26 protein-coding genes are annotated in these 25,834 nt (G+C 62.9%); 18 read left to right on the plus strand and 8 right to left on the minus strand.

Going from position 1 to position 25,834, the window contains the following annotated elements; all coding sequences use genetic code 11:
• Positions 1 to 392, minus strand: a 392-nt coding sequence (locus B2V17_RS10125; RefSeq protein ID WP_292997255.1) for a DEAD/DEAH box helicase family protein, incomplete at its 3' end; no start/stop codon positions are given.
• A gap of 157 nt (positions 393 to 549) precedes the next feature.
• Here B2V17_RS10125 and B2V17_RS10130 point away from each other — a divergent pair.
• Positions 550 to 1,413 (plus strand): hypothetical protein, encoded by an 864-nt coding sequence (locus B2V17_RS10130; protein ID WP_292997256.1) that lies wholly within the window; start codon positions 550 to 552, stop codon positions 1,411 to 1,413.
• A complete protein-coding gene (locus tag B2V17_RS10135) occupies positions 1,410 to 1,964 on the plus strand; it encodes a hypothetical protein (protein WP_292997257.1) in 555 nt (184 codons plus the stop codon). Before B2V17_RS10130 ends, B2V17_RS10135 begins: the two co-directional genes overlap by 4 nt.
• A 45-nt stretch (positions 1,965 to 2,009) precedes the next feature.
• Here the strand turns inward: B2V17_RS10135 and B2V17_RS10140 are convergent, their stop codons facing one another.
• Both B2V17_RS10140 and B2V17_RS10145 read right to left on the minus strand, forming a co-directional pair.
• The gene (locus B2V17_RS10140) at positions 2,010 to 2,447 is read right to left on the minus strand and encodes a helix-turn-helix domain-containing protein (RefSeq protein ID WP_292997258.1); all 438 of its coding nucleotides are present in this window, start codon (positions 2,445 to 2,447) and stop codon (positions 2,010 to 2,012) included.
• Positions 2,448 to 2,460: 13 nt separating this feature from the next.
• Positions 2,461 to 2,763: a DUF4258 domain-containing protein gene (locus tag B2V17_RS10145; protein ID WP_292997259.1), complete on the minus strand. Its 303-nt coding sequence runs from the start codon at positions 2,761 to 2,763 to the stop codon at positions 2,461 to 2,463.
• Between the two features lie 559 nt (positions 2,764 to 3,322).
• On the opposite strand from B2V17_RS10145, the gene B2V17_RS10150 reads away from it, so the two are divergent.
• Both B2V17_RS10150 and B2V17_RS10155 read left to right on the plus strand, forming a co-directional pair.
• Positions 3,323 to 5,473 carry a TonB-dependent receptor gene (locus B2V17_RS10150; protein WP_292997261.1) on the plus strand — a complete coding sequence of 717 codons (2,151 nt, stop codon included), beginning with the start codon at positions 3,323 to 3,325 and terminating at the stop codon, positions 5,471 to 5,473.
• Between the two features lie 63 nt (positions 5,474 to 5,536).
• Complete coding sequence (locus tag B2V17_RS10155; RefSeq protein WP_292997263.1) at positions 5,537 to 6,310, plus strand: SDR family NAD(P)-dependent oxidoreductase; 774 nt, start codon at positions 5,537 to 5,539, stop codon at positions 6,308 to 6,310.
• A 63-nt stretch (positions 6,311 to 6,373) separates the two neighbouring features.
• On the opposite strand, the gene B2V17_RS10160 is transcribed toward B2V17_RS10155, so the two are convergent.
• Entirely contained in the window at positions 6,374 to 7,504 is a 1,131-nt protein-coding gene (locus B2V17_RS10160) for an acyl-CoA dehydrogenase family protein (RefSeq protein WP_292997265.1), read from the minus strand.
• A gap of 12 nt (positions 7,505 to 7,516) precedes the next feature.
• Positions 7,517 to 8,710 (minus strand): acyl-CoA dehydrogenase family protein, encoded by a 1,194-nt coding sequence (locus B2V17_RS10165; RefSeq protein ID WP_292997267.1) that lies wholly within the window; start codon positions 8,708 to 8,710, stop codon positions 7,517 to 7,519.
• Positions 8,711 to 8,953: 243 nt separating this feature from the next.
• Between B2V17_RS10165 and B2V17_RS10170 the strand changes: the two genes are divergently transcribed.
• The 10 genes from B2V17_RS10170 (at position 8,954) to B2V17_RS10215 (ending at position 17,255) form a co-directional block, all read left to right on the plus strand.
• Positions 8,954 to 9,496: a DUF3617 domain-containing protein gene (locus B2V17_RS10170; protein WP_292997269.1), complete on the plus strand. Its 543-nt coding sequence runs from the start codon at positions 8,954 to 8,956 to the stop codon at positions 9,494 to 9,496.
• Positions 9,497 to 9,589: 93 nt separating this feature from the next.
• A complete protein-coding gene (locus tag B2V17_RS10175) occupies positions 9,590 to 9,841 on the plus strand; it encodes a GlsB/YeaQ/YmgE family stress response membrane protein (RefSeq protein ID WP_292997271.1) in 252 nt (83 codons plus the stop codon).
• A gap of 83 nt (positions 9,842 to 9,924) precedes the next feature.
• Positions 9,925 to 10,713, plus strand: coding sequence for an arginine deiminase family protein (locus tag B2V17_RS10180; protein ID WP_292997273.1), 789 nt, complete (start codon positions 9,925 to 9,927; stop codon positions 10,711 to 10,713).
• 95 nt (positions 10,714 to 10,808) lie between these two features.
• Positions 10,809 to 11,780 carry a hypothetical protein gene (locus tag B2V17_RS10185; protein ID WP_292997275.1) on the plus strand — a complete coding sequence of 324 codons (972 nt, stop codon included), beginning with the start codon at positions 10,809 to 10,811 and terminating at the stop codon, positions 11,778 to 11,780.
• Between the two features lie 266 nt (positions 11,781 to 12,046).
• Positions 12,047 to 12,910: a caspase family protein gene (locus B2V17_RS10190; RefSeq protein ID WP_292997277.1), complete on the plus strand. Its 864-nt coding sequence runs from the start codon at positions 12,047 to 12,049 to the stop codon at positions 12,908 to 12,910.
• A 15-nt stretch (positions 12,911 to 12,925) separates the two neighbouring features.
• Positions 12,926 to 13,180, plus strand: coding sequence for a hypothetical protein (locus B2V17_RS10195; protein WP_292997279.1), 255 nt, complete (start codon positions 12,926 to 12,928; stop codon positions 13,178 to 13,180).
• Positions 13,181 to 13,298: 118 nt separating this feature from the next.
• Positions 13,299 to 14,726, plus strand: coding sequence for a circularly permuted type 2 ATP-grasp protein (locus B2V17_RS10200; RefSeq protein WP_292997281.1), 1,428 nt, complete (start codon positions 13,299 to 13,301; stop codon positions 14,724 to 14,726).
• Complete coding sequence (locus B2V17_RS10205; protein WP_292997283.1) at positions 14,726 to 15,673, plus strand: alpha-E domain-containing protein; 948 nt, start codon at positions 14,726 to 14,728, stop codon at positions 15,671 to 15,673. Before B2V17_RS10200 ends, B2V17_RS10205 begins: the two co-directional genes overlap by 1 nt.
• Positions 15,670 to 16,485 (plus strand): transglutaminase family protein, encoded by an 816-nt coding sequence (locus B2V17_RS10210; protein ID WP_292997285.1) that lies wholly within the window; start codon positions 15,670 to 15,672, stop codon positions 16,483 to 16,485. The genes B2V17_RS10205 and B2V17_RS10210 overlap by 4 nt, the downstream gene beginning before the upstream one ends.
• Before the next feature lie 26 nt (positions 16,486 to 16,511).
• Positions 16,512 to 17,255 carry a proteasome-type protease gene (locus tag B2V17_RS10215; protein WP_292997287.1) on the plus strand — a complete coding sequence of 248 codons (744 nt, stop codon included), beginning with the start codon at positions 16,512 to 16,514 and terminating at the stop codon, positions 17,253 to 17,255.
• 41 nt (positions 17,256 to 17,296) lie between these two features.
• Here B2V17_RS10215 and B2V17_RS10220 read toward each other — a convergent pair whose 3' ends face one another.
• Both B2V17_RS10220 and B2V17_RS10225 read right to left on the minus strand, forming a co-directional pair.
• Complete coding sequence (locus B2V17_RS10220; RefSeq protein WP_292997289.1) at positions 17,297 to 17,536, minus strand: hypothetical protein; 240 nt, start codon at positions 17,534 to 17,536, stop codon at positions 17,297 to 17,299.
• 811 nt (positions 17,537 to 18,347) lie between these two features.
• Complete coding sequence (locus tag B2V17_RS10225) at positions 18,348 to 18,923, minus strand: extensin family protein (RefSeq protein ID WP_349679976.1); 576 nt, start codon at positions 18,921 to 18,923, stop codon at positions 18,348 to 18,350.
• 265 nt (positions 18,924 to 19,188) lie between these two features.
• Between B2V17_RS10225 and B2V17_RS10230 the strand changes: the two genes are divergently transcribed.
• The 3 genes from B2V17_RS10230 (at position 19,189) to B2V17_RS10240 (ending at position 23,400) form a co-directional block, all read left to right on the plus strand.
• Entirely contained in the window at positions 19,189 to 20,346 is a 1,158-nt protein-coding gene (locus tag B2V17_RS10230) for a phosphoserine transaminase (protein ID WP_292997293.1), read from the plus strand.
• 125 nt (positions 20,347 to 20,471) lie between these two features.
• Complete coding sequence (serA, locus tag B2V17_RS10235; RefSeq protein ID WP_292997295.1) at positions 20,472 to 22,055, plus strand: phosphoglycerate dehydrogenase; 1,584 nt, start codon at positions 20,472 to 20,474, stop codon at positions 22,053 to 22,055.
• 235 nt (positions 22,056 to 22,290) lie between these two features.
• Positions 22,291 to 23,400: an ATP phosphoribosyltransferase regulatory subunit gene (locus tag B2V17_RS10240; protein WP_292997297.1), complete on the plus strand. Its 1,110-nt coding sequence runs from the start codon at positions 22,291 to 22,293 to the stop codon at positions 23,398 to 23,400.
• Here B2V17_RS10240 and B2V17_RS10245 read toward each other — a convergent pair.
• Positions 23,397 to 24,320, minus strand: coding sequence for an alpha/beta hydrolase (locus tag B2V17_RS10245; protein ID WP_292997299.1), 924 nt, complete (start codon positions 24,318 to 24,320; stop codon positions 23,397 to 23,399). The two genes, B2V17_RS10240 and B2V17_RS10245, sit on opposite strands and share 4 nt — an antisense overlap.
• 219 nt (positions 24,321 to 24,539) lie before the next feature.
• On the opposite strand from B2V17_RS10245, the gene B2V17_RS10250 reads away from it, so the two are divergent.
• On the plus strand, positions 24,540 to 25,832 hold the full coding sequence (locus tag B2V17_RS10250) for an adenylosuccinate synthase (RefSeq protein ID WP_292997301.1): 1,293 nt from the start codon (positions 24,540 to 24,542) through the stop codon (positions 25,830 to 25,832).
• The last annotated feature ends 2 nt before the right edge of the window (positions 25,833 to 25,834 follow it).

Genomic DNA, 25,834 nt, shown 5'->3' on the forward strand with positions numbered 1-25,834 from the left:
GCCTCGGGCTGGTAATAGTCGTAGTAGGAGACGAAATATTCGACCGCGTTGTCGGGAAAGAAGCTCTTCATCTCGCCATAAAGCTGCGCGGCGAGGATCTTGTTGGGGGCGAGGATCAGCGCGGGCCGCTGCGTCGCCTCGATCACCTGGGCCATGGTGAAGGTCTTGCCCGATCCGGTAACGCCGAGCAGCACCTGCGTTGCCTCGCCATTGGCAATGCCCTCCACCAGCTCAGCGATGGCAGTGGGTTGGTCGCCGGCGGGCTGGTATTCTGAGACAATCCGAAACGGCTTCTGCGCCAGCGCCTTCTCCGGCCGCGCGGGCTTGTGCGGGGTGAAGCTTTGGGAGGTGTCGGGTTCTTCGAGGCCCCGGCGGATTATGAGCTCAGCCATGGCAAGGGTTATGGGGGTTTATGGTTTGTTCTGCAATGGGGGAGGGCGTTCAAGTGCTTCGCTAAGGGTGGGGTTTGGTGTGAGTTAGTGTTGCTCGATCATCAATGCCCATATAAGTATAAAAAACGTGCGTTGTTCGTAATTCGGGGAGGCCAATTTGACGGCAATTCATCTGCTAAGATGTAAGGCTGAGCCGTTGCCACAAGGTGATGCATTTTCGGAAGAGATGAGCGCTGTTGATGTCTTGATAAAGTCATTTCTTGCTCGGCCAACAGCCTCTGTCCGTCGCAATTCTACGTGGCATATTGGGAACACAGTTGAATCAAAAGCTGGTTGGATCACGTTCGCGCTTGGCAGAGAAGCTGTTCTTCTGGCTCCCCAATTCGATGAAAAGTTGAGAGAGTTCAAAGAGGTCGAGCAAGCACATGCACCCTTTACAGTTGGGGTATTTGATCCGCGTGATCAAACCATTGGGATTCTGATCCGTCCCGGCGTGTCTCTAAACGCTCGTGAAGTCGCAGCCAAAATCGAGGCGCTTTTGGAATCAGCCGGCGTAGCTCGAAGGGCAAATCGGCAAGTAAGAGTTGACTTCATCCCAGATCCAACTGGGTTCATCGAATCAATTAGAAGCGCCCACAGAATAACGCGCTTCGAATTTTCATTCACCCTCCCGAACCCTCCGGATGATAACAAGTACATTCAAAGGCCCCTGAAAGAATTTGCCGCAAAGGCAGGGGCTGTAGAGGGCAAGGCGGCATTCAAGGGGGACAACCTTGATAAAGACGAGATCGAAGAGGTCTCGATTGCAGTTGCGGCTAGCGGTGATGATGCAACTGCCAACATACAATCTTCGCCTAGAGCACCAATTGTCCGTAAGCGCCTGAGCGTCAATGCACTCAGAGAAGCTATAGAATCGACCGAACTTACCGGCAAAATTGGGGGCATAGGTGCTGCGATCCATCAGGCGATGCGGCGAGCTTATTCGAATCTCCGTAAGCCGCCAGAGAATGTGTCCGAATGAATAAGCTTCAGCCTGCGGATGCACCGAAAGTGATAGGCTTTTGGCAGTGGCTCATGAAGCCCGATGATCAAGGCGCGATTGGCCTCTCCAACCTCTTCAATCGATGGTCCTTCGGCGGCTTCCTTTTAGCTGTAGTGTTCAGTGCTTTTTCTACGGTTGATCCTATCGGCTTAGCAAAGAACGTAGCTCTCCCTGCAACAGGTGGGTTAATCGGACTGTCATTCGCTTGGGCTGGGCGTTCATCAAGTTTGCTACAAGACAAGGAATTTTCAACATTTATTATCGAACACGGCCCGCCGATTGAAGGTTATGTATATTCTTTTCAGCTAGCCATTCTAACAGTTGTAATATTCACGATAGTCTGTGCATCATTGTTGGCCGGAGGAACTGGACTTACTTTTGGAGATCATCTGATTGATGTGAGAGCGAATAGATTTTATATGGCGTTTTCTGGATTTATTGCGCTTCGTGAATGTTGGGGTGCTATTTATTTTTCAAACAAATTAACAATTCAGTTTTATAGAATAAAAAAAGAAATTAAACCAATGTAATACGTGTGTATTATTATAGCTGTAATTACGAAACCCCAAAACTCCCTAAGCCGCCACCTTCCACCCACCATCATCCTGCTCAGCCACAATCCGCGCCTCGCCTTCGCCCGCATCCGTATCTACCAGCCGTTCGATCATCGCCCGGATTTGTGCGTTCCCCTGATCCTGTTCGCGCCACAGTGCGCGGATGAAGCGGTCGGCGATTTTAGGCTGGGTGCCGCGCTTTTCCCATAGGGCGACGGTCTGGGCCTCGTTGCCCAGCAGGCTGGCAAGCCGGGCCTGGCTGAGGTCCATTTCGTGGCGCAGAAAGCGCAGTTCGCTGCCCGTCAGTTTGCCGCCCTTGCTGATCAGCCCGCGCGCGATGGCGCGGTGCAGGCCGGGCAGGTCGTGGATGGCAATACCGGGGCCATAGGGGGTTTCGTGCTGGTCGAACCCATTGGCCAGCCAGACGTTGCGCAGGCCGCATTCGCGATAGTGATACATGCCTTTGCTTCCTTCAAAATACCGTGATGACGATCGCGCGTTTGGGCACATCGATCGCTACGGCGACTTGCAGTTCGGTTCCTGCGGCGCGGTGCGTCACAGTGAGCTTCCAGTTCCCGTGCAGGTCCAGCGCGACGGGTTCGGCCACGATCCCGCGTTGCAGGCAGGCGAGCACCTGGGCGGTGGACACCTTGCGCTGGCGCATCCGTTGCCGCGCGTGGTGAGTGAAAATCACCCGCGCCGAATCCGAAGCGATTTCGCGCAGCAGCTTCAGCGCGGTTGCATCGTTCATCCGCAGCGGAACCGGATCGCTCATGACCTATAAATATTATAGGTTCGCTCCGTAGGCAAGCGGCATGTTCAGTGCGTGCCGTTCCCCCCAATTTTCCTACACCCCCAAATTCTGCGACACTTGTGACTTCGCCTGACGGGACGAGGCTTCACATGAGACTCTACCAATCGCAACGCTGTTCGATCTCCACCGCCACGGCGCGCGCGAATGCCGCCACCGGCACTGCGCCTTTCCGCAAGGTGACAATGGGTGACACGGAGTGACAGCGGGTGAAACAGTGTGACACATGTTGACGGCCTCCTTTTCCCTCGCCTGTACCCTGTCAGGTTTGTCAGGTTCCGCGGTGTGGGATCGTGCCGGGTGTGAACTTTCGGGCACCGTGCGGGCGGGCCCATGCCGTTCGTCGGGCCGCCTCGCCGCTTGGTCGGGAAGGGGCCGCCCTTGGTCGAAGCGGGGTGGCGCGGGGCGGCGGGGGCGGCTTCTATGGGCGGGCCGATCGGGCAGGGGGCTGCGTCGGGTGCGGGGAAGGGCACCGGGCGCGATTTCCCGGCCGGCATCACAATTGTGCCGGGTGGGGAGACCTATGGTTTTGAATTTGTTCGATGGCCGTGCGGTGCGCTGGCATGCCAGCCGCGCCGCACTGGCGCTGTGCCTGTCCGCTGGCCTGGCCACGCCGGCTCTGGCTCAACCGGCCGCGGGGTCGGAGCCGGCCCCCGAGCCGGTCGCGGCCGAAGCGGCAGAGGGCGGCGCGGCTCCGGCCACCAAGGACCGGGTTACCCGTTTTGAGGCGGCCTACTTTGCCGCCTTCGCCCCCAATACCGCACTCGATATCGTCCGCCAGGTCCCCGGCTTCGTGATCGAGCAGAGCGACGAGGAAGTGCGCGGGTTCAGCGGCGCGGCGGGCAATGTCGTGCTGAACGGAGCGCGGCCTTCGTCCAAGTCGGAATCGCTGGGCGAGATCCTTTCGCGCATTCCGGCCAGCCGGGTGCTGCGGGTCGAGCTGGGCCCCGGGGATCTCTATGGCTCGGACTATGCCGGGAAAAGCCAGGTGCTCAACCTGGTGCTGTCGCAGGCGGGCGGGATCAGCGGCAATGTAAAGGGCTCGCTGACCCGCGTTCATACCGGCTGGGCGGTGCCCAATCTGGAAGGCTCGGTGCTGATCCGCACCGGGGGATCGACCATCAACCTGTCGGCCAGCAGCGGACGCGAGGGCCAGGTCGAGGTTGGCTATGACGATGTCCGCCGAATCGCGACCGGGCAGCGGATCGAATACCGCGACAAGGTCAACACGATCTGGGAGCGGTTCCCCTCGTTCTCGGCCAGCTGGTCGCACGAGCCGAGCAGCCGCCGTTCGGAACACATCAACCTGCGTTATGCCCCCGGGCACTTCAACCTGAAGCAGACCAACCACGTCACCCCCGCCACCGGGCCGGAGCGTGACGACCGGCTGGAGCAGGACTTCTATCCGACCCGTTACGAGATCGGCGGGGATATCGCCCGCCCGCTCGGCTCGGGCACGATCAAGTTCGTCGCGCTGGCCAACCGGCGCGACAGCAATGCCCACGATACCAGCTTCAACCGGGTGAACGGCGAGACGATCGGCGGGTTCGAGCTGCTGATCGACTCGCGCTATGACGAGGCGCTGGGGCGGCTCAGCTGGTCGGCCCCCAAGGTGGCGGGCTTCAGTTTCGAAGTGGGCAGCGAAGTGGCCTACAACCGGCTCGAGAACGCGACCGAGCTCTACGGTCTGGGCGCGGGCGGGGTGAAGACCCGGATCGACCTGCCGATCGACCGCGCGGTGGTTGATGAGGTGCGGACCGAGAGCTACCTCAACCTCGGCCGTCAACTCAGCCCGCGGCTGCGGCTGGAAAGCCGGCTGGCCTTTGAGACGTCCAAGCTTGAGGTCAGCGGCGATACCACCGCGAACCGCAACCTCAGTTACTTCAAACCGGGCGTGACGCTCGACTGGAAGGGACCCAAGGGCTGGCACGCCCAGTTCGCTGCGCGGCGGACCGTGGCGCAGCTCGATTTCTTCGATTTCCTGTCCAGCGCGGAACTGGCCAATGACCGGATCAACGGCGGTAACGCCGATCTCGTCCCGCAGCGGGCCTGGGAATTCCGCCTGACGGTGGACCGGCCAGTGCTGGGGCAGGGGGTGCTGCGGCTCGAGCTGGGGCATGACCGGGTCTCGATGCTGCAGGACCGGATCCTGACCCCGGAAGGCTTCGACGCGCCGGGCAACATTGGCAGCGGCCAGCTGAGCTTCGCGGCGGTGACGCTGGACGCGCCGCTTGACAGGCTGGGGCTGAAATCGACCCGGCTCAAACTCAACGGCACCTGGCAGACCCATTCGGTGCGCGATCCGATTACCGGGCTCGACCGGCGCTGGAGCACCTTCCGCCCGACCTGGAACTTCGAGGCCGAACTGCGCCGCGATCTGAAGAACTGGTCCTATGGCGTTGAAGTCTATCGCAGCTCGACCAACACGATCTACCGGATCGACGAGATCGACAACTTCATGAATTCCGGTCCCTTCGTGATCGCATTTGCCGAATTCCGCCCCGACAAGAAGACCACGCTGCGGCTCGACGTCGAGAATGTAGCCAATGTCTCGGGCCAGCGGCGGCGGCTGTTCTTCGATCCAAACCGATCCGTGGCGCTGCCCGATGTCGAAGAGTTCCGCGACCGCAACCAGCACGTCGAATTCACGCTGTCGCTGAACCGGACTTTCTAGCCCGGCTTGGCAAGCGGCCCCCGGCGCGCCACAGTCGCTCCCGCAATCAAGGGAGCAGCGACGATGGGACTGGAACTGAGCCGCTCGGTGCGCGGGCTAACCGTGCTGGTGACCGGCGCGGCAAGCGGGATGGGCCGGGCGACGGCCGAAGTCTTCGCCGCCGAGGGCGCGAATGTGGCGCTGACCGACTTGTCGGCTGAAGCGGTCGAAGCAATCGCGGCAGAGCTGCGCGGCAAGGGCTTTTCGGCGCAGGGCTGGGCGCTCGATGTCGGCGATCCGGCGGCGATCCGCGCGGCGGTGGATCAGGTTGCGGCGCATTTCGGCGGGCTTGACGCGCTGGTCAACAATGCCGGGATCAGCGCCTTCTGTCCGATCGACGACGACGGCTATGATGCGGTTTGGGACCGTGCGGTGACGGTGCTGCTGACCGCGCATCAAAGGCTGATCCGCGCCGCGCTGCCGCACCTGCGCCGTTCCGCCAGCCCGCGGATCGTCAACATCGCCAGCACCGAAGCGCTGGGGGCAACCTCGCGTGATAGTCCCTACAGCGCCGCCAAGGCTGGGGTAACCGGGTTGACCCGCGCGCTGGCGGTGGAACTGGGCAAGGAGGGGATCACGGTCAACTGCATCTGCCCCGGACCGATCGACACCGGGATGACCGCCAATGTCCCGCCGGGCGACAAGGCGACCTTCGCTCACCGCCGCACTGCGCTGCGCCGCTATGGCGCGCCGGAGGAGGTGGCGCACATGACGCTCAGCCTGTGCCTGCCGGCGGCAAGCTATGTCACCGGAGCGACGATCCCGGTCGATGGCGGGCTGATGGCGCGGAATGCGTGAGGACATGACAAAGGGGGCAGCCTTTCAGCTGCCCCCTCGATTGGTCTGCAATGATACCGTGGCTTACGCCGGCAGGGTCAGCGCCTCGTAGCGCTCAAGATGCCAGTCGGCCGGGCCGAACTGGTTCTCGATCATGGTGCTGCGCTTGAAATAGTGGCCGATCGCCAGCTCCATCGTGATCCCGATCCCGCCGTGGGTCTGGATCGCGTTCTGGCCGACCGCCTTGATCGAGCGCGAGACCTTGGCCTTGACCTGGCTGACCGCAGCCTTGCGCTGTTCGGCTGGCAGGTCGAGCTTGATGGTGCCCATCAGGCTCATCGAGGCGATCTGTTCGACATCGACCAGCATGTCGGCCATGCGGTGCTGCAGTGCCTGGAACTTGCCGATCGGCTGGCCGAACTGCTTGCGCTGCTGGGTATATTCGACCGTTCCCGAAAGGAGCTTGCGGGCAATTCCGGTGCCTTCGGCGCAGATCCCCACCGTGGCTTCGTCAACCACGCGTTCGATCAGGTCGATCCCGCCGGGCAGCAAAGCTTCGCCGGGGATGGCGACGTTTTCGAAATAGACTTCGGCGCCGCGGAACCCATCGACCATGGCATAGTCGCGCATGGTGATTCCGGCGGCCTTGGCATCGACCAGGAACAGCTCGACCCCGGCGCGTTCACGCCGGCTGCCGCCGGTGCGGGCCGTGACCAGCAGGTGCGTGGCCCAGGGCGCGGCATAGACCGCAGCCTTGTGGCCATTGAGGACATAGCCCGCACCGTCGGCCTTCGCACTCGTGCCGATGTCGGCCAGGTTGTAGCGGCCCTGCGGTTCGGCATAGGCGAAGGCGATGATCGCATCGCCGGCGATGATCTGCGGGATCACCTCTGCGGCCAGGGCGCCGCCCACTGCCGTCAGTGCGCCGCCGCCGATCACGACGGTCTGCAGCCAGGGCTCGACCGCGATGACCTTGCCCAGTTCCTCCATCATGATCGCGTTTTCGAGGTGGCCGCCACCCATCCCGCCGTATTCCTCGGCAAAGGGGGCGCAGGTCAGGCCCAGCTCGCTGGAGATCGCCTTCCAGATCCCCGGATCGCGCCCTTCCGGGTTGGCGAGCATTTTCTTGCGGGTTTCGAAATCATAGGTGTCGGCCAGGAAGCGCGCGAGGGTGTCGCGCAGCATGTCCTGCGTTTCGGTATAGCTCAGGTCCATGTCTTCAGTTCCTCAGAGTCCGAGAACCATCTTGGCGATGATATTGCGCTGGATCTCGTTCGACCCGCCATAGATCGTGGTCTTGCGGGCGTTGTAATAGACCGGCGCGGCCTTGTTGGCCCAGGCCGGACCGACCGCGTGCTGGTTGTCGCCTTCGCCGAAGCTGCGGAAATAGGGCGCGCCATAGTGGCCGGCCATTTCCAGGGTCAGTTCGGTCAGGCGCTGCTGGATCTCGCTGCCCTTGATCTTGAGGACCGAGCTTTCCGGCCCCGGACCGTGACCGGCGGCCATACCCGAAAGGGTGCGCAGTTCGGTGAATTCCAGCGCGGCCAGGTCCATTTCCAGTTCGGCCACCTTGCGGCGGAAGAATGGATTGGCCAGCAGCGGCTTGTCGCCTTCCAGTTCGGTCGAGGCGATCGAGCGGATCCGCTCCACCCCGCGCTTCGAGCTGGCGACCCCGGCAATCCCGACGCGTTCGTGGGCGAGCAGGAACTTGGCGCAGGTCCAACCCTTGTCTTCTTCAAACACCCGGTTGGATACCGGCACGCGGACATTGTCGAGGAACACTTCGTTGACTTCGTGTTCACCGCCCAGCGTGATGATCGGGCGGACTTCGATCCCGGGCGACTTCATGTCGATCAGCAGGAACGAGATGCCTTCCTGCATCTTGGCATCGGGATTGGTGCGGACCAGGAAGAAACCCCAGTCGGCATGCTGGGCCATCGTGGTCCAGGTCTTCTGGCCATTGACCACATAATGATCGCCATCGCGCTCTGCCTTGGTGCGGAGCGAGGCGAGGTCGGAACCCGAACCCGGCTCGGAATAGCCCTGGCACCACCAATCTTCACCCGACAGGATCCGGGGCAGGAAGTGGGCCTTCTGTTCGGGCGTGCCGAAGGTGTAGATCACCGGGCCGACCATGGTCAGGCCGAACGGCATCAGCCGGATGCAATCGGCTCGGGCGGTCTCTTCGGAGAAGATGTAGCGCTGGGTGATGGTCCAGCCGGTGCCGCCGTATTCGACCGGCCAGGCCGGGGCGACCCAGCCCTTCTTGGCGAGCACGCGGTGCCAGGAGAGGAAATCCTCCTTGCTCAGCTCGTCCCCTTCGTCCTGCTTGCCGCGCAGTTCAGCGGGATAGTTTTCGGCGATGAAGGTCCGCACTTCCTCACGGAAGGCGATTTCTTCGGGGCTGAATTCTAGGTCCATGGCCTCTCTCCGATTGATTGTTGGGAAGCAGGGTGGCGCGGATTTCCGCCGTTCGCAAGGAGAAGTTTACGTTATCGTAAAGTGCGCGATCACTTGCCGTTACGGCAAGGCGGGTCAGCAGCGGCCATGCCCGAAAGGGAATGGGTGCCAGAAGATGGGCGGCGGCGCTCGCCAGCGCGAATCGACAAGCTTTGGCGGGCTTGATAGGCTGCCCTTCAACTGCAGTTCCGGAAGGAGCCTTCGATGCGCCAGATCCACCGTCACGCGATCCTCGCTGCGATGTCCGTTATCCTTGCGAGCTGCAACCAAGCCAGCAACGATGCGGCTGAACCGGGCGGGAGCAGCGCCGACCCAATCAAGGCAGCGGCCAATCTGGCGTTCCAGTTCAAGCCGGGCAAGTATCGTACCACGGTGGAGGTCCAGAAGCTCGAAATCCCCGAAATGCCGGCGGCAATGGCCGGACAGATGAAGGCGATGATGTCCGACAAGACCGCCAGCGAATATTGCATCTCGCCCGAGCAATCCAAACGCGGGCTGGAGATCATGAAGGACCACATGGGCAAGGGCAAATGCCGGTTCGAGAAGTTCGATGCTGGGGCGGGCAGCGTGGATTCGGTCTTCGCCTGCGACACGGGCGAGGCGATGCAACTAAAGGCGGTTTCAAAGGGAACCTACACCGACACCGGATCGCAGGCCGCCATCACGGCGGACATGACCATGCCCGGCGGCAAAGCAATGCATATCGAACAAACAGTGCGCATGGAACGGATCGGTGACTGTACCTAATCACTTGACTCGGCAGCCCCTTTGGTATGGCTTGCCAACATTGATGGAAGGGCAGGGCCAGTTAAGGACCTGTCCCAGATAAGGGGAAGCACAATGAAATATGTCAGCATGGTCGTAGTTGGCCTGATCGTAGGGATCCTCGCCCGTTTCGTTTACCCCGGTCCGGTCGAAATGGGCTGGATTATGAGCGCGGTGCTGGGCGTCGCAGGTTCGTTCGTTGCCGGTTTCGTCGGCAGCATGCTTGACAAGGAACCTGGCACTCAACTGAAGCCGGCCGGCTTCGTCTGGTCGCTGCTGGGTGCAGTGGCGTTGATCTTTATTGGTCGGATGGCTGGCATCGCCTAAGCTAATTTGACAAGTTCAAGGGGCCGGGGCGCAGCAATGCGTTCCGGCCCTTGCTGTTCTGAATACCTTGTTGGGGGCTTGTCTTGTCAGAAGTCTTCGAATTCAACCGCGCGATCCTGCGTCGGCCGGGTGTCAGCGTGGTCAAGGGCCTGCGCGCTGGCGGCGGACCCGATCCCGAATTCGCCGACGTCGTCGCCGAACACGCCGGCTATGCGGCGGCGCTGGCCGGTGCCGGACTGGAACTGACCATGCTCGATCCGCTGGAAGCGTTCCCCGATGCGATCTTTGTCGAGGATCCCGCGCTGGTTTTCCCCGAAGGCGCGATCATCCTGAAGCCCGGCGCGCCAAGCCGCGAAGTCGAGGGCGAATTCCTGCGCTCGACGCTGAACGCGCTATTTGACCAGGTGCTCGACCTGCCGCGCGGCTATGCCGATGGCGGCGACGTTCTGGTCATGCCCGACAAGGCCCTGATCGGGCTGTCCGCCCGCACCACCCGCGAAGGAGCGGAGGCGCTGATCGAAGCGCTGGCGGTCCTTGGCTATCGCGGAGAAGTGGCGGCGACCCCGGCCGAGGTTCTGCATCTCAAGACCGCATCGTCGCTGCTTGATGCCGAAACCGTTCTGTCGACCCGCGCCCTGGCGGCGACCGGGATATTTGCGGGCTACCGGGTGATTGAAGTGCCTGAAGGAGAAGAAGGCGGAGCCAATGTCCTGCGAGTCAATGACCGTGTCATTGCCGGGGCAGGCTACCCACGCATCCTTGAGCTGCTCGACCAGCATGGATTGAATGTAGAAGCGTTGCAGAATGCGGCAATAGCGGCAATTGACGCTGGATTTACATGCATGTCTTTGCGTTGGAAGTTGAAGGCTTGAATTCGGGGGGCGTGGCGATTTTTGCCAAGCCTGTTAGCACAGGCTGTGGCATATCGCTTTTTTGATATTGCTGTGAACAACCGAGAGGCGATCCGATGAAACCGATCAAGACACTGCTTCCGCTCCTGTTGGTCCTGTCGGGATCCGGGCTTGTCGCCAGTGCCGCCGCTGCGCAGCTTGGCGGGCTGGGCGGCGCAGTCGTGCGCAACTTGCCGGTCAAGACGCCGGGCGTGCCAAACTTGTTGTCCGGACCGGCGCCGATATCGACCAATATCAAGGATGCGATATGGGGCGATGCCGCAACCGACGGGATGGACGTACCAAAAGCGGCGCGGGATTTGACCAGCCTCCCCCGCACCCCGCAGGGCGGATTTGTCCTGGCCGAGGGTTACTACCGGATGCATGCGCAATCCTATTGTCTCCACGCAGGGACCTATGGACCTGGCGGAGGGGATGCCTATTTGCTGGCGCCCGTCAAAGGTTCGGCCAAGGATGCCGTCACCTCGATCTTGCGCAACTCGGTGGCCCATCCGGAAATCGCTCAGCGCGACATCCAGCTGCTGCTGTGGGCCATCGTCGCCCGCGCCAAGTTTGAGGATCTCGACATGCGGCTGAAGGGGGTCGCGGCCAAGCTGCTCAGCCAGAAACAGCTTGCAACGCTCAACCGCAGTGCGCTGTCTGTGCTGACCAACCCGCAGCTCAATTCGATCACCGGGGGAATGCCCGGCCCGGTCCGCACCGTGATTGAGGCAGAGAGCCGGATGCGCGGACTGCTGACCACGCCCGGCTCAGCCTATTCCGATATCGAGCGTGTAGCGGTGCTGGGCGGCGTCGCACCGCGCGGCGAAGGCAGCATCGATGTGCCGGCGAACCGCTGGAGCGTGCATCCCGACGGCTATTGGGTGCGCTACAAGCCCAATGGCTATTCGAACACCTGGGTTGAAATCTGGGTGCCCAAGGGCAGCACGGGCGCCGGCAAGGTCTATGATCCGGGAACTGCAATCGCGGTGCCGGTCAACACCTCGCGCCAGCGGCTGGCGCAATCGGGGCGGGTCTATCTGAAGTAGGTCGGGCGCCTGGCAGTTTGGCAAATCTGCGGCTCAGCCAGCCGAGCAAATCCATGATGTGCTCTCCATGGTGTGCTCAAGGATGGAATCGCGCCCGATAGCGATGCCCGTTCGCCTTAGTCCTTATCGCCGCGCCTCGGACGGAGAGCGCTGCGCGAGGACGGAACGCTCTAAAGCATCTATATTGAAGGTTGGTGACCCCGTGACGACCGTCACGGACTGCTGCGTGTCATTGCGGCAAATGCGGGGCGAAGGAGACGACGCCGATGACCGCAATCTCACTCCACCTGGGGCTCAATCACGTATCACCAAGTCATTATGGAAGTGATCAGCCGCTCCTAAATCCCGTCAATGATGCGCAGGCTATGCACAATCTTGCGACAGGACTGGGATATCAGTCATCGATGTTGCTGGATAGCGATGCCACCGTCCTCGGCTTGTCAACGGCGCTGGCTCAGGCAAGCGACGTTCTCCAGCCTGACGATACCTTTTTGCTGACCTACGCCGGCCACGGTTCGCAGATGTTTGATCAGACCGGTGATGAGCCGGATTCCTTGGATGAAACCTGGTGTCTTTATGACCGGATGATCCTGGATGACGAGCTTTTCGGCCTCTACGCCCGCTTCAGGCAAGGGGTGCGGGTGGTCGTGGTTTCTGACAGCTGCCATTCGGGCACCGTGGCCAGGGCGCTTTCGCTTGATGACATCAAGGCTCTGGATCCTGAGGTCGCCTATCCAGACCCGCGTGACCCGCTGACCGAGATCGGACTCGAAAGTCCACTGCGCTTTCGCAGCCTATCAAACGTTTTTTCGCGCTCCACCTATCTGGCGAACAAGCAGCAGTACGACGAGGCCAAAGTGCTTTCCGCTGCGGTCAGCGGCATGGAGTTGCAATGCTCCCTCTTGTTGCTGGCGGCCTGTCAGGACAACCAGTTGGCTTCCGATGGCGAAGGCAATGGATACTTCACGAGCTGGTTGCTGCACTTCTGGAATGAGGGTGCCTTTGCCGGATCCTACACGGATATTTTCAACCAGTTGAATGCCGCCATGCCACGGCGGCAGAAACCCAATCTGCTTCCTTTGGGAAGGGATACGGACGCCTTGCAGTCGCGGCGTGCGTTCATAATCTGACAGGAGTAAACCACTATGCCGAAAAGCTGCTATTTCGAATTCGAGACCTCTCCCGAGATCGTCGAATACTCGCTTGATGAGTTCCAGGACCACTTCGCCAACAAATGCGTTCCGGGTCTGTTTACCGCAGTCCAGAAGGCCAAGGCCCAGCTGGACGTGATCGACCAGAACGCGACCCGTGATGTCGATGTCGATATCGACCTCACCTGCAAGGTGGATGATGACTTCGTTCCGGATTGCGACGGAACCGTCACGATCAAGCTGGATTGATCGGAAGATCGGAGCAGGCGGCTCGCCTCGACAAGGCACCAACAGCTTCGCACTTGCAGCAATCGCTTGACTCTTCTCCGTCATGCGGCAGTCATGGCGGAGAAGGGGACGCCACCGGATGAATCACGCGCCGCCGTGCTTTGACGAGATGTTCGACGAGGATGGCGTCGTGCGTCCGGCCTATGCCGGTTACCGCGAATGGCTTTATGGCCAGGATGCCCCGGCGCTGCGGCGCAAGGCGGTCGAGGCGGAAGGGTTCTTCCGCCGCACCGGGATCACCTTCAACGTTTATGGCGATGACGCCGGGGAAGAGCGGCTGATCCCGTTCGATATGGTTCCGCGGATCATCACCGCCCGCGAATGGCGCCAGCTGACCCGCGGGATCGAACAGCGGGTGCGGGCGCTCAACGCCTTCCTGCACGATATCTACCACCGCCAGGAGATCGTCCGCGCGGGGCGGGTGCCGCAGCGGCTGATTGCCGAGAACGCGGCCTTCCTGCCGCAGATGGTCGGCATGGTCCCGCCGGGCGGGATCTATACCCATATCGTCGGGATCGATCTGGTGCGGACCGGTCCGGAAGAATTCATGGTTCTGGAAGACAATGCCCGCACCCCCTCGGGCGTGTCCTATATGCTTGAGAACCGCGAGACGATGATGGCGATGTTCCCGGAGCTGTTCACGAGGGTGAACGTCCGGCCGGTGCAGGACTATCCCCGCCGCCTCGCCAAGAGCCTGGCCGCCTGCGCGCCCTCCTGCGCCGGCGAGCGTCCGACCGTGGCGGTGCTGACCCCGGGGATCTACAATTCGGCCTATTTCGAGCATGCCTTCCTGGCCGACCAGATGGGCGCCGAACTGGTCGAAGGCAGCGATCTGCGGGTGATCGACGGGCGCGTCGCGATGCGTACCACGCGGGGCTATGAGCCGGTCGACGTGATCTATCGCCGGGTCGATGACGAGTTTCTCGATCCGCTCAGCTTCAATCCCACCTCGATGCTGGGCGTGCCGGGGATCATGGACATCTACCGGGCCGGCAGGATCACCATCGCCAATGCCCCCGGCACCGGCATTGCCGACGACAAGGCGATCTATTCGTTCATGCCCGAAATCGTCGAGTTCTACACCGGCGAGAAACCGATCCTGGCCAATGTGCCAACCTGGCGCTGTTCGGAGAAAGACAGCCTGGCCTATGTGCTCGACAATCTGGCCGATCTGGTGGTCAAGGAAGTCCACGGATCGGGCGGCTACGGCATGCTGATCGGTCCAACCTCCTCGAAGAAGGAAATCGAGGCCTTTGCCGCCAAGCTGAAGGCCAAGCCCGCCAACTACATCGCGCAGCCGACGCTTTCCCTCTCGACCGTGCCGATCTTCGCCAAGTCCGGGCTGGCCCCGCGCCATGTCGATCTGCGGCCCTTCGTGCTGGTTTCACCGCAGGGCATCGACATCACCCCCGGTGGCCTGACCCGGGTTGCGCTCAAGAAGGGCAGTCTTGTGGTCAACTCGTCGCAGGGCGGCGGGACCAAGGACTCCTGGGTGCTGGAGGACTGATGTTAGGCCGCACCGCCAATGGCACCTTCTGGATGGCCCGCTACCTCGAGCGCTCGGAGAATACCGCGCGCCTGATCGAGGCGGGGTTCCGCATGGCGCTGACCCGGCGTTCCGACATGGCGCATGAGGAATGGCGCTCGGTGATCGAAACGGTCGGCCAGACTAAGGCCTTCGAAGGTCTCTACGGCAAGGACTATGCCGGCGAACGGGTCTGGAACTTCCTGCTGCGCGATCGCGGCAATCCCGGCTCGGTCCTGGCCATGACCGAGGGTGCCCGCAGCAATGCCCGTTCGGTCCGCACCGCGCTGACCCGCGAGGTCTGGGAAGCGATCAACGAGACCTGGATGGTGCTCAAGGAACTGCTGGCCCGCCCGGTCCGCGAACCGCTGCTGGGCCAGGTGCTGGCAACGATCCGCCGCCAGGCTACCCTGGTGCGCGGGGCTTTCGACGGGACCATGCTTCGCAACGAGGCCTACAATTTCTCGCGGCTCGGCACCTTCATCGAACGCGGCGACAACACCGCGCGGATCCTCGACGTGAAGTACTACGTCCTGCTGCCCTCGTTGGCCTGGGTCGGGTCGAGCCTCGACAACGTGCAGTGGGAATCGGTACTGCGCTCGGTATCGGGCGACCGGGCCTATCGCTGGCTCAATGCCGGGGCGATGGACCCGCGCGGGATCGCCGATTTCCTGATCCTTGACCGGCGCTTTCCGCGGAGCCTGCATTTCTGCATCGACAAGCTGCGCTCCAACCTGTTCGGGCTAGCGCACCAGTACGGGCAGGAGACCGAGGCGCACGAGATGCTGCGCGGGCTGGGGACCCGGTTCCACGAATCCGCGATCGAGACGATCTTCGAATCCGGGCTGCACGAATTCATCCAGGAATTCATCGCCGCCAACCGTCAGGTCGCTCAGGCGATCGAGCGCGATTACCGGTTCTACGCATGAGGCTGCGGATCGCCCATACCACGCGCTATGACTTTGCCCGGCCGGTGGCGCACGGCTTGCAGCGGTTGCGCCTGAAGCCGAAGACCACCCAGGGCCAGCGCGTGCTCGATTGGGATATGCAGCTGACCGGCGCCACGCCGCAGGTCGATTACGAGGACCACAACCACAACAGTACCGCGCTGGTTTCGGTCGATCCGGGCGTGACCTTTGTCGAGGTGCACTGCGAAGGCACGGTGGTGACCGCCGACAACGCCGGTGTGATCGGCCAGCATGCCGGGCATATGCCGCTGTGGGCCTTTCTCGCGCAGACCGGACTGACCCGGCCCGGGCCAAAGATCCGCGCCATCATGGCCGGGATCGATCAACCGCGCGATGCCGGCGTGGCGCTGCTGCACCGCCTTTCGGCGCTGATCCGCGAGGAAGTCGACTATGTCCCCGGCGAGACCTCGGTCCGCACCAGCGGCGAAGAGGCCGCGACGATCGGGGCCGGGGTGTGTCAGGACCACGCCCACATCTTCATCGGCGCGGCCCGGGCGCTGGGCATTCCGGCCCGCTACGTCTCGGGATACCTGATGATGAACGACCGGATCGAACAGGAAGCCGGCCACGCCTGGGCCGAAGCCCATGTCGATCATATCGGCTGGGTCGGGTTCGACGTGTCCAACGGGATCAGCCCTGACGAGCGCTATGTTCGTGTCGCTACCGGGCGCGACTATGCCGAGGCCGCGCCGATCACCGGCATGAGCTATGGAGCTGGGGAAAGTCTGCTGGAAGTCCGGCTGGCGGTTGAACAGCAGCACGCAGAACAGTAGGCGAGCACGGGAAGGGGATCGCCGAAGTGACCTATTGCGTTGGAATGCTGCTCGACAAGGGGCTGGTGCTGATGAGCGATACCCGGACCAATTCGGGTGTCGACAACATTTCCACCTTTCGCAAGATGCATTGCTGGTCGGTCCCGGATGAGCGGATCATCGCGGTCATGACCGCCGGCAATCTGGCCACCACGCAAGGCGTGATCAGCCAGATCGAGGAACGCAACAAGACCCATGCCGAGCGGCACAATTCGCTGCTTGAGGCCGATACCATGTTTCAGGTCGCCGGGATCATCGGCAAGCTGCTGCGCGATACGATCGCGGCCACCGACAAGCAGAATGGCGAGGAAGCGGCGGGCAGCTTTACTGCGTCGATGATCGTCGCCGGCCAGATCAAGGGCGGCCAGCCGCGGCTGTTCCTGATCTATCCCGAAGGCAATTTCATCGAAGCCAGCTTTGACACTCCGTTCTTCCAGATCGGCGAGACCAAATACGGCCGCCCGATCATCATCCGCGGCTACGACCGAGACATGAGCTTTGAAGACGCGGTCAAGCTGGTGATGGTCAGCTTCGATTCGACGATCAAGGCCAACCTTTCGGTGGGACTGCCGCTCGATCTGCTGGTGATCGAGACTGACAAGTTCGAACCCGTCCACCAACGCCGGATCACGGCGCAGGATCCCTATTACCAGGCGGTATCGGCGGGCTGGGGCGAGGCGCTGAAGAACGCGTTCCACTCGCTGCCGGACTACAGCTTCTTCAATCCGTGATGGCGCCGGTCCGCGAGATCGCGCTTCCGCCGGACACTCTGCTAGATCGGTACCGCGCTGATGGTGGGCATGTCGATTGCTACGTCGCGGACCTGCCAGGCCAGATTGATCTGGCTCGTCTGATCAGGGCCTTCTACACCAGCCCCGCCTTCCGGCCTGAGCGCTGGTTGCTGGGCGTTCTGCTCGGCAAGCGCGCCGACGATGGCGCTGTCGCCAGGCTGGCGGCCGGACAGACCGAGCGTTTTTCCGCCTGGAGTGTCGAAGCCCGCGGCGCGGACCAAATCCTGCTATGCGACTATCAGGGCAAGACCCGTTCGTGGCTGATGGTCAAACCGCTAGCGGGTGGAACCAGGTTGCATTTCGGTTCAGCCGTCCTTCCGACAAAAGCTCGTGCCGCCCGTCTGTTGTTCAATGCCCTGCTTTGCTTCCATGGTGCCTATTCGCGCGCACTCTTGGGGTCAGCCGTTCGTTCATTGTTGCGATCCTTGTGAACAGCGGGGCAAACGGACGCGCCGGAAAACCTATCGGCGCGTCCGTCAGCAAAACAAACCGTTAGCTACGCCGGATTGTCGAATTCAACGCCAATGCACCACTGCCGACGTTTCCCCTGCCAGCAAATTTGGACCTTGATTTCCCCGATCCCGATCCCGGTCCCTGGGCCAGCAACGATCGCGGCAGCCGAGTCAGAGAATTCCTCCATTGAATAGCTGCCTAGGCTGTTCGGCAACTTTTCGCTGAGCCGCGCGGCGAGGATATCGAGTCGCTGTCCACTGGGGCGGGCTGAGCGAGTAGTTACGCGGATCGAGCTCCCATCCGGTCGCCGGATTTCGCCGCAAAGGACAGGCGAGCCAGGCCGCAAGACGCAGCTCCCAGGCTTATCTGGAGGTGCCACACGTGATGTCGCCGTCTGGCTAATGGCAGGGCTGCTGACCAGCGCTAACGCAAGTATGGTCAGGGCAGTAGGAAGTTTGGTTTTCATCGAGACAGTCCCTTCTGAGCAATCGCGGATAACGCCGCAAGCAAAGGTCGCTCGGGGAAGGGAGAAGGTTCAACACGTTCGAATATTTTCAAACCGAGTCGCGAAACGTCACATCACCTGCAATAGGCCTTGCCACTTAGTTCCAGGTGCAGGTGATCTTTGTGCGCGGCGTTGTAGGCCGGACCCAGAACGGTGCCGAAGCGTTTGCATGCGCTCGCCTGGATCGTCGCGAAGAATTTGCGGACCTTGGGCGACTGGTCGTTCCAGTTGCTGGCCACGGTGATCCTACGGCCATCGGCGAGCACGAAGCCCGATACGTCGATCGCGTTGGCGGTGGCGTGAGCACTTCGGCGGCTTGAACCGGCGACATTGCGGCAGTTGTAGCTGCCCATGGTTTCGATCCGGACGATCGGGCTGCCCAGGATCTGCTGCGCCGCACGGTCGGCGCCGAAGCGAGCCCAGCCGGCGAAAGTTTCGGCCAGCGGACAGCTGACCGGGCCAAGATTGGTCAGCCCCAGCTTGGCATCGTCACTCTTCAGGCTAGCGAGCCGCACGGTTCCGACCGTTGAACATCCAGCGCCGTAGTACTTGTCCGGCACTGGCGAGAAAGCGGCTTTGGCTGCTCCCAGATCGGCCATGCAGGCGCGCACTTCGGGGCGGGGCGGGAGGACCTGCGCGGACTGGCGCACGGTATTGTGTTGTTCCGGCGCCCGGCCTTGAGGCAGCATGCTGCACCCGCCCAAAAGCAGGCTCAAGGTCACGATGGGCAAGACTACGCGCATGCCCGCAAGGGTGCCACACACTTGGTTAACAGCTACGCACCCATGGTGGTTAACTTGACGATAACCGATGAAGCGTGCCCGGTTTCGCTTGACTTGCTGCACCGCAACACTAACTGCGGCTCCGGGCCACGCGGTCCCAACGCCGCGCGCGCTCTCTGCAAGGAGAGACTACATGTCTGTACAAATGCCGGCGCGCAAACCCGCGCGTCCGTTCTTTTCATCCGGTCCCTGCGCCAAGCCGCCGGGCTATTCCCCCAGCAAGCTCGCCACCGAAAGCCTCGGCCGTTCGCACCGCGCGAAGATCGGCAAGACGCGCCTCGCCTATTGCATCGACCTGATGCGCGAAGTGCTGCGCCTGCCCGATACGCACCGGATCGGGATCGTCCCCGGCAGCGACACCGGCGCTTTCGAGATGGCGATGTGGACCATGCTCGGCGCGCGCGGAGTGACTTGCCTCGCCTGGGAAAGTTTCGGCGAAGGTTGGGTCACCGATGCGGTCAAGCAGCTGAAGCTCGAACCCAAGGTGCACCGGGCCGACTATGGCCAGCTGCCCGATCTTTCCAAGGTCGATTTCGCCGATGACGTGCTGTTCACCTGGAACGGCACCACCAGCGGCGTGCGCGTGCCCGACGGCGAATGGATCCCGGATACCCGCGAAGGCCTGACCTTTGCCGATGCGACCAGCGCGGTCTTTGCCTATGACATTCCGTGGGACAAGATCGATGTCGCCACCTTCTCGTGGCAGAAAGTGCTGGGCGGCGAGGGCGGCCACGGCGTGCTGATCCTCGGCCCCCGCGCGGTCGAACGGCTGGAGGAATATACCCCGGCCTGGCCACTGCCCAAGGTGTTCCGCCTGGTTTCGAAGGGCAAGCTGGCCGAAGGCGTGTTCAAGGGCGAGACGATCAACACCCCGTCGATGCTGGCGGTCGAAGATGCGATCTTCGCGCTGGAATGGGCCAAGGGGCTGGGCGGGCTGGAAGGCCTGAAGGCGCGCTGCACGGCTAATGCCGATGCGCTGAACAAGATCGTCGCGCAGCGTGACTGGCTTGGCCACCTGGCGGTCGATCATGGTATCCGCTCGAAGACTTCGGTCTGCCTGACGGTTGAAGGCGCGGATGAAGCCTTGATCAAGGCCATGGCCGGCGCGCTCGAAAAGGAAGGCGCAGCCTATGATGTCGCGGGTTACCGCGATGCGCCCCCGGGTCTGCGCATCTGGTGCGGTGCGACGGTCGAGACTGCCGATATCGAGGATCTCGGCCCGTGGCTTGATTGGGCTTACGAGACTGTGAAAGCAGAAGAGCAGGCCAAGCACACTGCTCCTAATTCTTAACTTCGTCACCCCGGCCCTGAGCCGGGGCTCGGCTTCCTTCTCGACGGCGCAAAGAAAAGCCTAACCCCGGGTCAAGCCCGGGGCGACGAGAAGGGAAGTTCGAGATTACTCGATCGGAAGCAACAATGACCAAACCCCGCGTACTCATTTCCGACAAGATGGACCCCAACGCCGCGCGCATTTTCGAAGAGCGTGGCTGCCAGGTCGATGTCATCACCGGCGAAACCCCCGAACAGCTGATCGCCCGGATCGGCGACTATGACGGTCTTGCGATCCGCAGTTCGACCAAGGTGACCCAGGAAATCCTGGCCGCCGCGAAGAACCTCAAGGTCGTCGGCCGCGCCGGGATCGGGGTCGACAACGTCGATATCCCTGCCGCCTCGGCCCAGGGCGTGGTGGTGATGAATACTCCGTTCGGCAATTCGATCACCACCGCCGAACACGCGATCGCGCTGATCTTCGCGCTGGCGCGGCAGATCCCCGAAGCCAATGCCCAGACCCAGGCCGGCAAATGGCCCAAGAATGACTTCATGGGGATCGAAGTCACCGGCAAGACCCTGGGCCTGATCGGCGCGGGCAATATCGGCTCGATCGTCGCCAGCCGGGCGCTGGGCCTCAAGATGAAGGTGGTGGCCTTCGATCCGTTCCTGACCCCGGAACGCGCGGTGGAAATGGGCGTGGAGAAGGCCGATCTCGATACGGTGCTGGCCAAGGCCGATTTCATCACGCTGCACACGCCGCTGACCGACCAGACCCGCAACATCCTGAGCCGCGAAAACCTGGCCAAGACCAAGAAGGGCGTGCGGATCATCAACTGCGCGCGCGGCGGCCTGATCGACGAGGCGGCGCTGAAGGACGCGCTGGATTCGGGGCAGGTTGCCGGCGCCGCGCTCGACGTGTTCCAGACCGAGCCAGCCAAGGAATCGCCGCTGTTCGGCACCCCCAACTTCATCTGCACTCCGCACCTCGGTGCCTCGACCAACGAAGCCCAGGTCAACGTGGCGCTGCAGGTGGCCGAGCAAATGGCCGACTACCTGGTCAGCGGCGGGGTCACCAACGCGCTCAACATGCCCAGCCTTTCGGCTGAGGAAGCGCCCAAACTGAAGCCTTACATGGCGCTCGCCGAACGGCTCGGCAGCCTGGTCGGCCAGCTGACCACCGGCTCGATCCCGCGGATTTCGATCCACGTCGAAGGCGCCGCGGCAGAGCTCAACATCAAGCCGATCGTTGCCGCCGTGCTGGCCGGGTTCCTGCGGGTCCAGTCGGCCACGGTCAACATGGTCAACGCCCCGTTCCTGGCCAAGGAACGCGGGATCGAAGTGCGCGAAATCAAGAGCGAGAAGGAAGGCGATTACCACACGCTGGTGCGCGTTTCGGTCAAGACCGATGCGGGCGAACGCTCGGTCGCGGGCACGCTGTTCTCCAACCGCGAACCGCGGCTGGTCGAACTGTTCGGGATCAAGGTCGAGGCCGAGCTTGAAGGCCACATGATGTATATCGTCAATGAGGACGCCCCCGGCTTCATCGGCCGGATCGGTACCCTGCTGGGCGAAAGCGGCATCAACATCGGCACTTTCAACCTCGGCCGCCGCGAAGCGGGCGGGGAAGCGGTGCTGCTGCTCAGCGTCGACAGCAAGGTCAGCGCCGATCTGCTCGAAAAGGCGCGCAAGTTGCCCGGCGTGAAGCGGGCGATGGCGCTGGCGTTCTAGAAAAAAAAGGAGGTCACGCAGAGGCGCAGAAAAGAAAGGAGGGGCGCAGAGGTGCAGTGTTTGCGGCGAAGCCGCTCCTAAATCGCATCTTGCATCGCACGACGCATCGCTGCGAAGGGAGGAGCCTGCGGTGCCTTCACTCCCTCTGCGCCTCCCCTTTCTTCTCTGCGCCTCTGCGTGAACCATTCCATTCTTGCCGATGGCAATTCCCTCTCCTTCCGCTAAAGGCCTCGCCATGGATACCGACCGCGACCTGCTTCCCGAAGGGCTTGAAGACCGCCTTCCCGCCGCTGCTGCTGCTGCTGCGCGGGTGACGCGGGCGGTGATCGATGTGCTGGACGGGCACGGTTATGACCGGGTCCAGCCGCCCTCGATCGAGTTCGAGAAGTCGATGGCCAGCCGCATGGCCGGGGTCCAGCCGCGGCGGATGTTCCGCTTCGTCGATCCGGCCAGCCTGCGCACCCTGGCGCTGCGCAGCGACATCACCGTCCAGGTCGGGCGGATCGCCGCGACCGCGCTGGCTGACAAGGCCCGCCCGTTGCGGCTCTGCTATGCCGGGCAGGTCGTGACGATCAAGGGCGACGGGCTTGATCCGACCCGCGAGCGGCTCCAGCTGGGAGCCGAACTGATCGGATCGGACAGCGTCGCCGCCGCCGGGGAAATCGTCGCCGCGGCGATTGAGGCGCTGAGCGCCGCCGGGGCGACCGGGCTCTCGGTCGACTTCACCCTGCCGGACCTGGTCGATACCTTGGCCGAAAAGGCCCTGCCGCTCGATGCGGGCAGGATCGAGGCGGTACGGCGCGAGCTGGACGCCAAGGATGCCGGCGGGCTGGTCGAGGCCGGGGGGCAGGCCTATCTGCCGCTGCTGACCGCGATCGGACCATTCGATAACGCGATCGAGCGGCTGGCGGCGATCGACGCGGGCGGGGCGCTGTCCAGCCGGATCAAGGCGCTGCGCGAAGTGGCGGCACGGGTGAAGGGCAAGGCCCGCCTGACGCTCGATCCCAGCGAACGCCACGGCTTCGAATACCAGTCCTGGTTCGGTTTCACGATCTACGCCGACGGCGTATCGGGCGCGCTCGGCCGGGGCGGATCGTACCGCATCCTCGGGCTCGACGAGCCGGCCATCGGCTTCTCGCTCTATCCCGATGCCTTGATCGACGCGCTGGCCGGCAAGGAAGCCGCCCGCGACGCGTTGTTCCTGCCGCTCGGCCACGATCCGGCCCAGGCCGACCGCCTGCGCGCAATCGGCTGGCGCACCGTGGCGGCGCTGAGCGAGGCTTGCGAGCCGGGCGCGCTGGGCTGCACCCACCGACTGGAACAGGGCGAAGCGGTTCGGCTTTAGCGCAGCACGCGCTTCAGCCACTCATCGACCACTGCCGTGGCAGGATAGCCAGGATCGCCGAGGCGGCGGTTGATCTCCATATGCCCTTTAACGCCCCGCCCCTCGAACGCGCGCCGCTCGACCCGGGTTCTGCCCTTGCGTAGCGCGGTTTCAAGGCCCTTGTTCTGGGCAATGCCGTCCTGCCGCTGGACATGGATCAGCAGGAAGGCCGGAGCATTGGGCGCCTTGGCCTGCAGCGTGGGTGATAGCGCACGCTGGCGGGCGGGATCGGTGCCGAATGCCTGGACATAGGTATCGTGCATGAAGTTGCCGCCATCGGCGATCTGCTTTTCCACGTCATAGCAGGCCCCGTCGATCGGCAGCACGCCATCGAGCGCAGCGAACGACAGTCCCGCGCCGCGCAGGTATTGCTCGTCGGTGCCGACCAGCGAAACCAGGTGCGCCCCGGCGCTGTGGCCCATCAGCACGATCCGGCCCGGATCGAAGCCGAGCCGCGCGGCATTGTCGATCAGATAGCGCAGCGCCGCGGCGACATCGGCGCCTTGCTGCTCGACCGTCGCATCGGGAACCAGCCGGTAATTGATAGAGGCATAGGCGTAATTCTCGCCCGTATAGTGCGGGGCCTTCCAGTTGCCGTCGGCATTGTCCTTGCTGCCGCGCTTCCATCCGCCGCCGTGGACGAAGACGATCAGCGGTGCGCGGCGGCTGCCGTTCGCTGGGGGATAGAAATCAAGCTGCTGCATGCGGTCGCTGCCATAGGACATGGTCTGCTTGGGGGTCGGCTGCGGCGCGGCGGCATCGGCGCTCGCTCCGCCGCGCCCGCCCAGCCGCTCACGCAGGCGGTCTCCGGGGCGGGCTTCGGCCAGCGTGCCGGCGATCAGCGCGGCACCGGCGAGGGTCAGGATAATGGCTTTTCTCATGGCGATACTCCCTTTGCCACAAGGCTGATTGATCAAGTCTTGCCGGACCAGCCGCAAATTGTCGCGGTTTGTCGCTGCGCTGCCTTGACTTTGCCCCATCCCAGCAACTAGGGGCCGCTCCGCACAGCGGGCCGCCTTGCGGTCCATCGCTCCGTCCCCAGCGCCGAGTCCTGTCGAAGGGCGCTTGCGGATTACCCCGGCAGGGGTAGGACTCTATCCATGGCAAACGTAACCGTTATCGGCGCCCAGTGGGGCGATGAAGGCAAAGGCAAGATCGTCGACTGGCTGGCCAGCCGGGCGGACGCCGTGGTGCGGTTCCAGGGCGGGCACAACGCCGGGCACACGCTGGTGGTGGGCGACAAGGTCTACAAGCTCAGCCTGCTGCCCTCGGGCATTGTCACCGGAACGCTGTCGCTGATCGGCAACGGGGTGGTGCTCGATCCGTGGCACTTCCGGGATGAAGTGGCCAAGCTCAAGGGGCAGGGGGTCGATGTCAATCCGCAGAACCTGCAGGTTGCGGAAAATGCCCCGCTGATCCTGCCGTTCCACCGCGATCTCGATGCCTTGCGCGAGGACGCCAGCGGCGCGGGCAAGATCGGCACCACCCGGCGCGGGATCGGCCCGGCCTATGAAGACAAGGTTGGCCGCCGCTCGATCCGGGTCTGCGACCTCGCCCACCTCGACGATCTCGGTCCGCAGCTGGACCGGATCTGCGCGCATCACGATGCGCTGCGCGTCGGGTTCGGCCAGCCGCCGATCGACCGCGAGCGCCTGCTGAAGGACTTGTGGGACATCGCCGCTTTCGTCCTGCCGTTCGCCAAACCGGTGTGGCGGACGCTCAACGATGCCCGCAAGGCCGGCAAGCGGATTCTGTTCGAAGGCGCCCAGGGCGTGCTGCTCGATGTCGATCACGGCACTTACCCGTTCGTTACCAGCTCCAACACGGTCAGCGGCACCGCCGCCAGTGGCTCGGGCATGGGGCCCAATGCGCCGGGCTTCGTGCTGGGGATCGTCAAGGCCTATACCACCCGCGTTGGCAGCGGCCCGTTCCCGACCGAGCTGGAAGACGAAGTCGGCCAGCACCTGGGTGAGCGCGGCCACGAATTCGGCACGGTCACCGGACGCAAGCGCCGCTGCGGCTGGTTCGATGCGGTGCTGACCCGGCAAAGCTGCACAATCTCAGGCGTGACCGGGATTGCGCTGACCAAGCTCGACGTGCTCGACGATTTCGAGACGGTGAAGATCTGCACCGGCTACAAGCTGCGCGGGGCGACGATGGACTATTTCCCCGCGCACGCTGCCGATCAGGCCGCGGTCGAGCCGATCTACGAGGAAATGCCCGGCTGGAAGGGCCAGACCACCGCCGGCGCACGCAGCTGGGCTGATCTCCCGGCCCAAGCGATCAAATATATCCAGCGGGTTCAGGAACTGATCGAAACCCCGGTGGCGCTGGTCAGCACCAGTCCCGAGCGCGAGGACACGATCCTGGTCCGCGATCCGTTTGTGGATTGAAG

The organism is Novosphingobium sp. UBA6272, from assembly GCF_002440635.1.
GTDB lineage: Bacteria > Pseudomonadota > Alphaproteobacteria > Sphingomonadales > Sphingomonadaceae > Novosphingobium.

Bases quoted from the DNA above. Each gene is read 5' to 3' on its own strand.
- B2V17_RS10250 (WP_292997301.1), top strand. From the start codon at position 24,540: ATGGCAAACGTAACCGTTATCGGCGCCCAGTGGGGCGATGAAGGCAAA.
- B2V17_RS10195 (WP_292997279.1), top strand. From the start codon at position 12,926: ATGCCGAAAAGCTGCTATTTCGAATTCGAGACCTCTCCCGAGATCGTC.
- B2V17_RS10170 (WP_292997269.1), top strand. From the start codon at position 8,954: ATGCGCCAGATCCACCGTCACGCGATCCTCGCTGCGATGTCCGTTATC.
- B2V17_RS10185 (WP_292997275.1), top strand. From the start codon at position 10,809: ATGAAACCGATCAAGACACTGCTTCCGCTCCTGTTGGTCCTGTCGGGA.
- B2V17_RS10240 (WP_292997297.1), top strand. From the start codon at position 22,291: ATGGATACCGACCGCGACCTGCTTCCCGAAGGGCTTGAAGACCGCCTT.
- B2V17_RS10230 (WP_292997293.1), top strand. From the start codon at position 19,189: ATGTCTGTACAAATGCCGGCGCGCAAACCCGCGCGTCCGTTCTTTTCA.
- B2V17_RS10200 (WP_292997281.1), top strand. From the start codon at position 13,299: ATGAATCACGCGCCGCCGTGCTTTGACGAGATGTTCGACGAGGATGGC.
- B2V17_RS10210 (WP_292997285.1), top strand. From the start codon at position 15,670: ATGAGGCTGCGGATCGCCCATACCACGCGCTATGACTTTGCCCGGCCG.
- serA (WP_292997295.1), top strand. From the start codon at position 20,472: ATGACCAAACCCCGCGTACTCATTTCCGACAAGATGGACCCCAACGCC.
- B2V17_RS10150 (WP_292997261.1), top strand. From the start codon at position 3,323: ATGGTTTTGAATTTGTTCGATGGCCGTGCGGTGCGCTGGCATGCCAGC.
- B2V17_RS10205 (WP_292997283.1), top strand. From the start codon at position 14,726: ATGTTAGGCCGCACCGCCAATGGCACCTTCTGGATGGCCCGCTACCTC.
- B2V17_RS10140 (WP_292997258.1), bottom strand. From the start codon at position 2,447: ATGTATCACTATCGCGAATGCGGCCTGCGCAACGTCTGGCTGGCCAAT.
- B2V17_RS10165 (WP_292997267.1), bottom strand. From the start codon at position 8,710: ATGGACCTAGAATTCAGCCCCGAAGAAATCGCCTTCCGTGAGGAAGTG.
- B2V17_RS10175 (WP_292997271.1), top strand. From the start codon at position 9,590: ATGAAATATGTCAGCATGGTCGTAGTTGGCCTGATCGTAGGGATCCTC.
- B2V17_RS10145 (WP_292997259.1), bottom strand. From the start codon at position 2,763: ATGAGCGATCCGGTTCCGCTGCGGATGAACGATGCAACCGCGCTGAAG.
- B2V17_RS10245 (WP_292997299.1), bottom strand. From the start codon at position 24,320: ATGAGAAAAGCCATTATCCTGACCCTCGCCGGTGCCGCGCTGATCGCC.
- B2V17_RS10190 (WP_292997277.1), top strand. From the start codon at position 12,047: ATGACCGCAATCTCACTCCACCTGGGGCTCAATCACGTATCACCAAGT.
- B2V17_RS10135 (WP_292997257.1), top strand. From the start codon at position 1,410: ATGAATAAGCTTCAGCCTGCGGATGCACCGAAAGTGATAGGCTTTTGG.
- B2V17_RS10155 (WP_292997263.1), top strand. From the start codon at position 5,537: ATGGGACTGGAACTGAGCCGCTCGGTGCGCGGGCTAACCGTGCTGGTG.
- B2V17_RS10160 (WP_292997265.1), bottom strand. From the start codon at position 7,504: ATGGACCTGAGCTATACCGAAACGCAGGACATGCTGCGCGACACCCTC.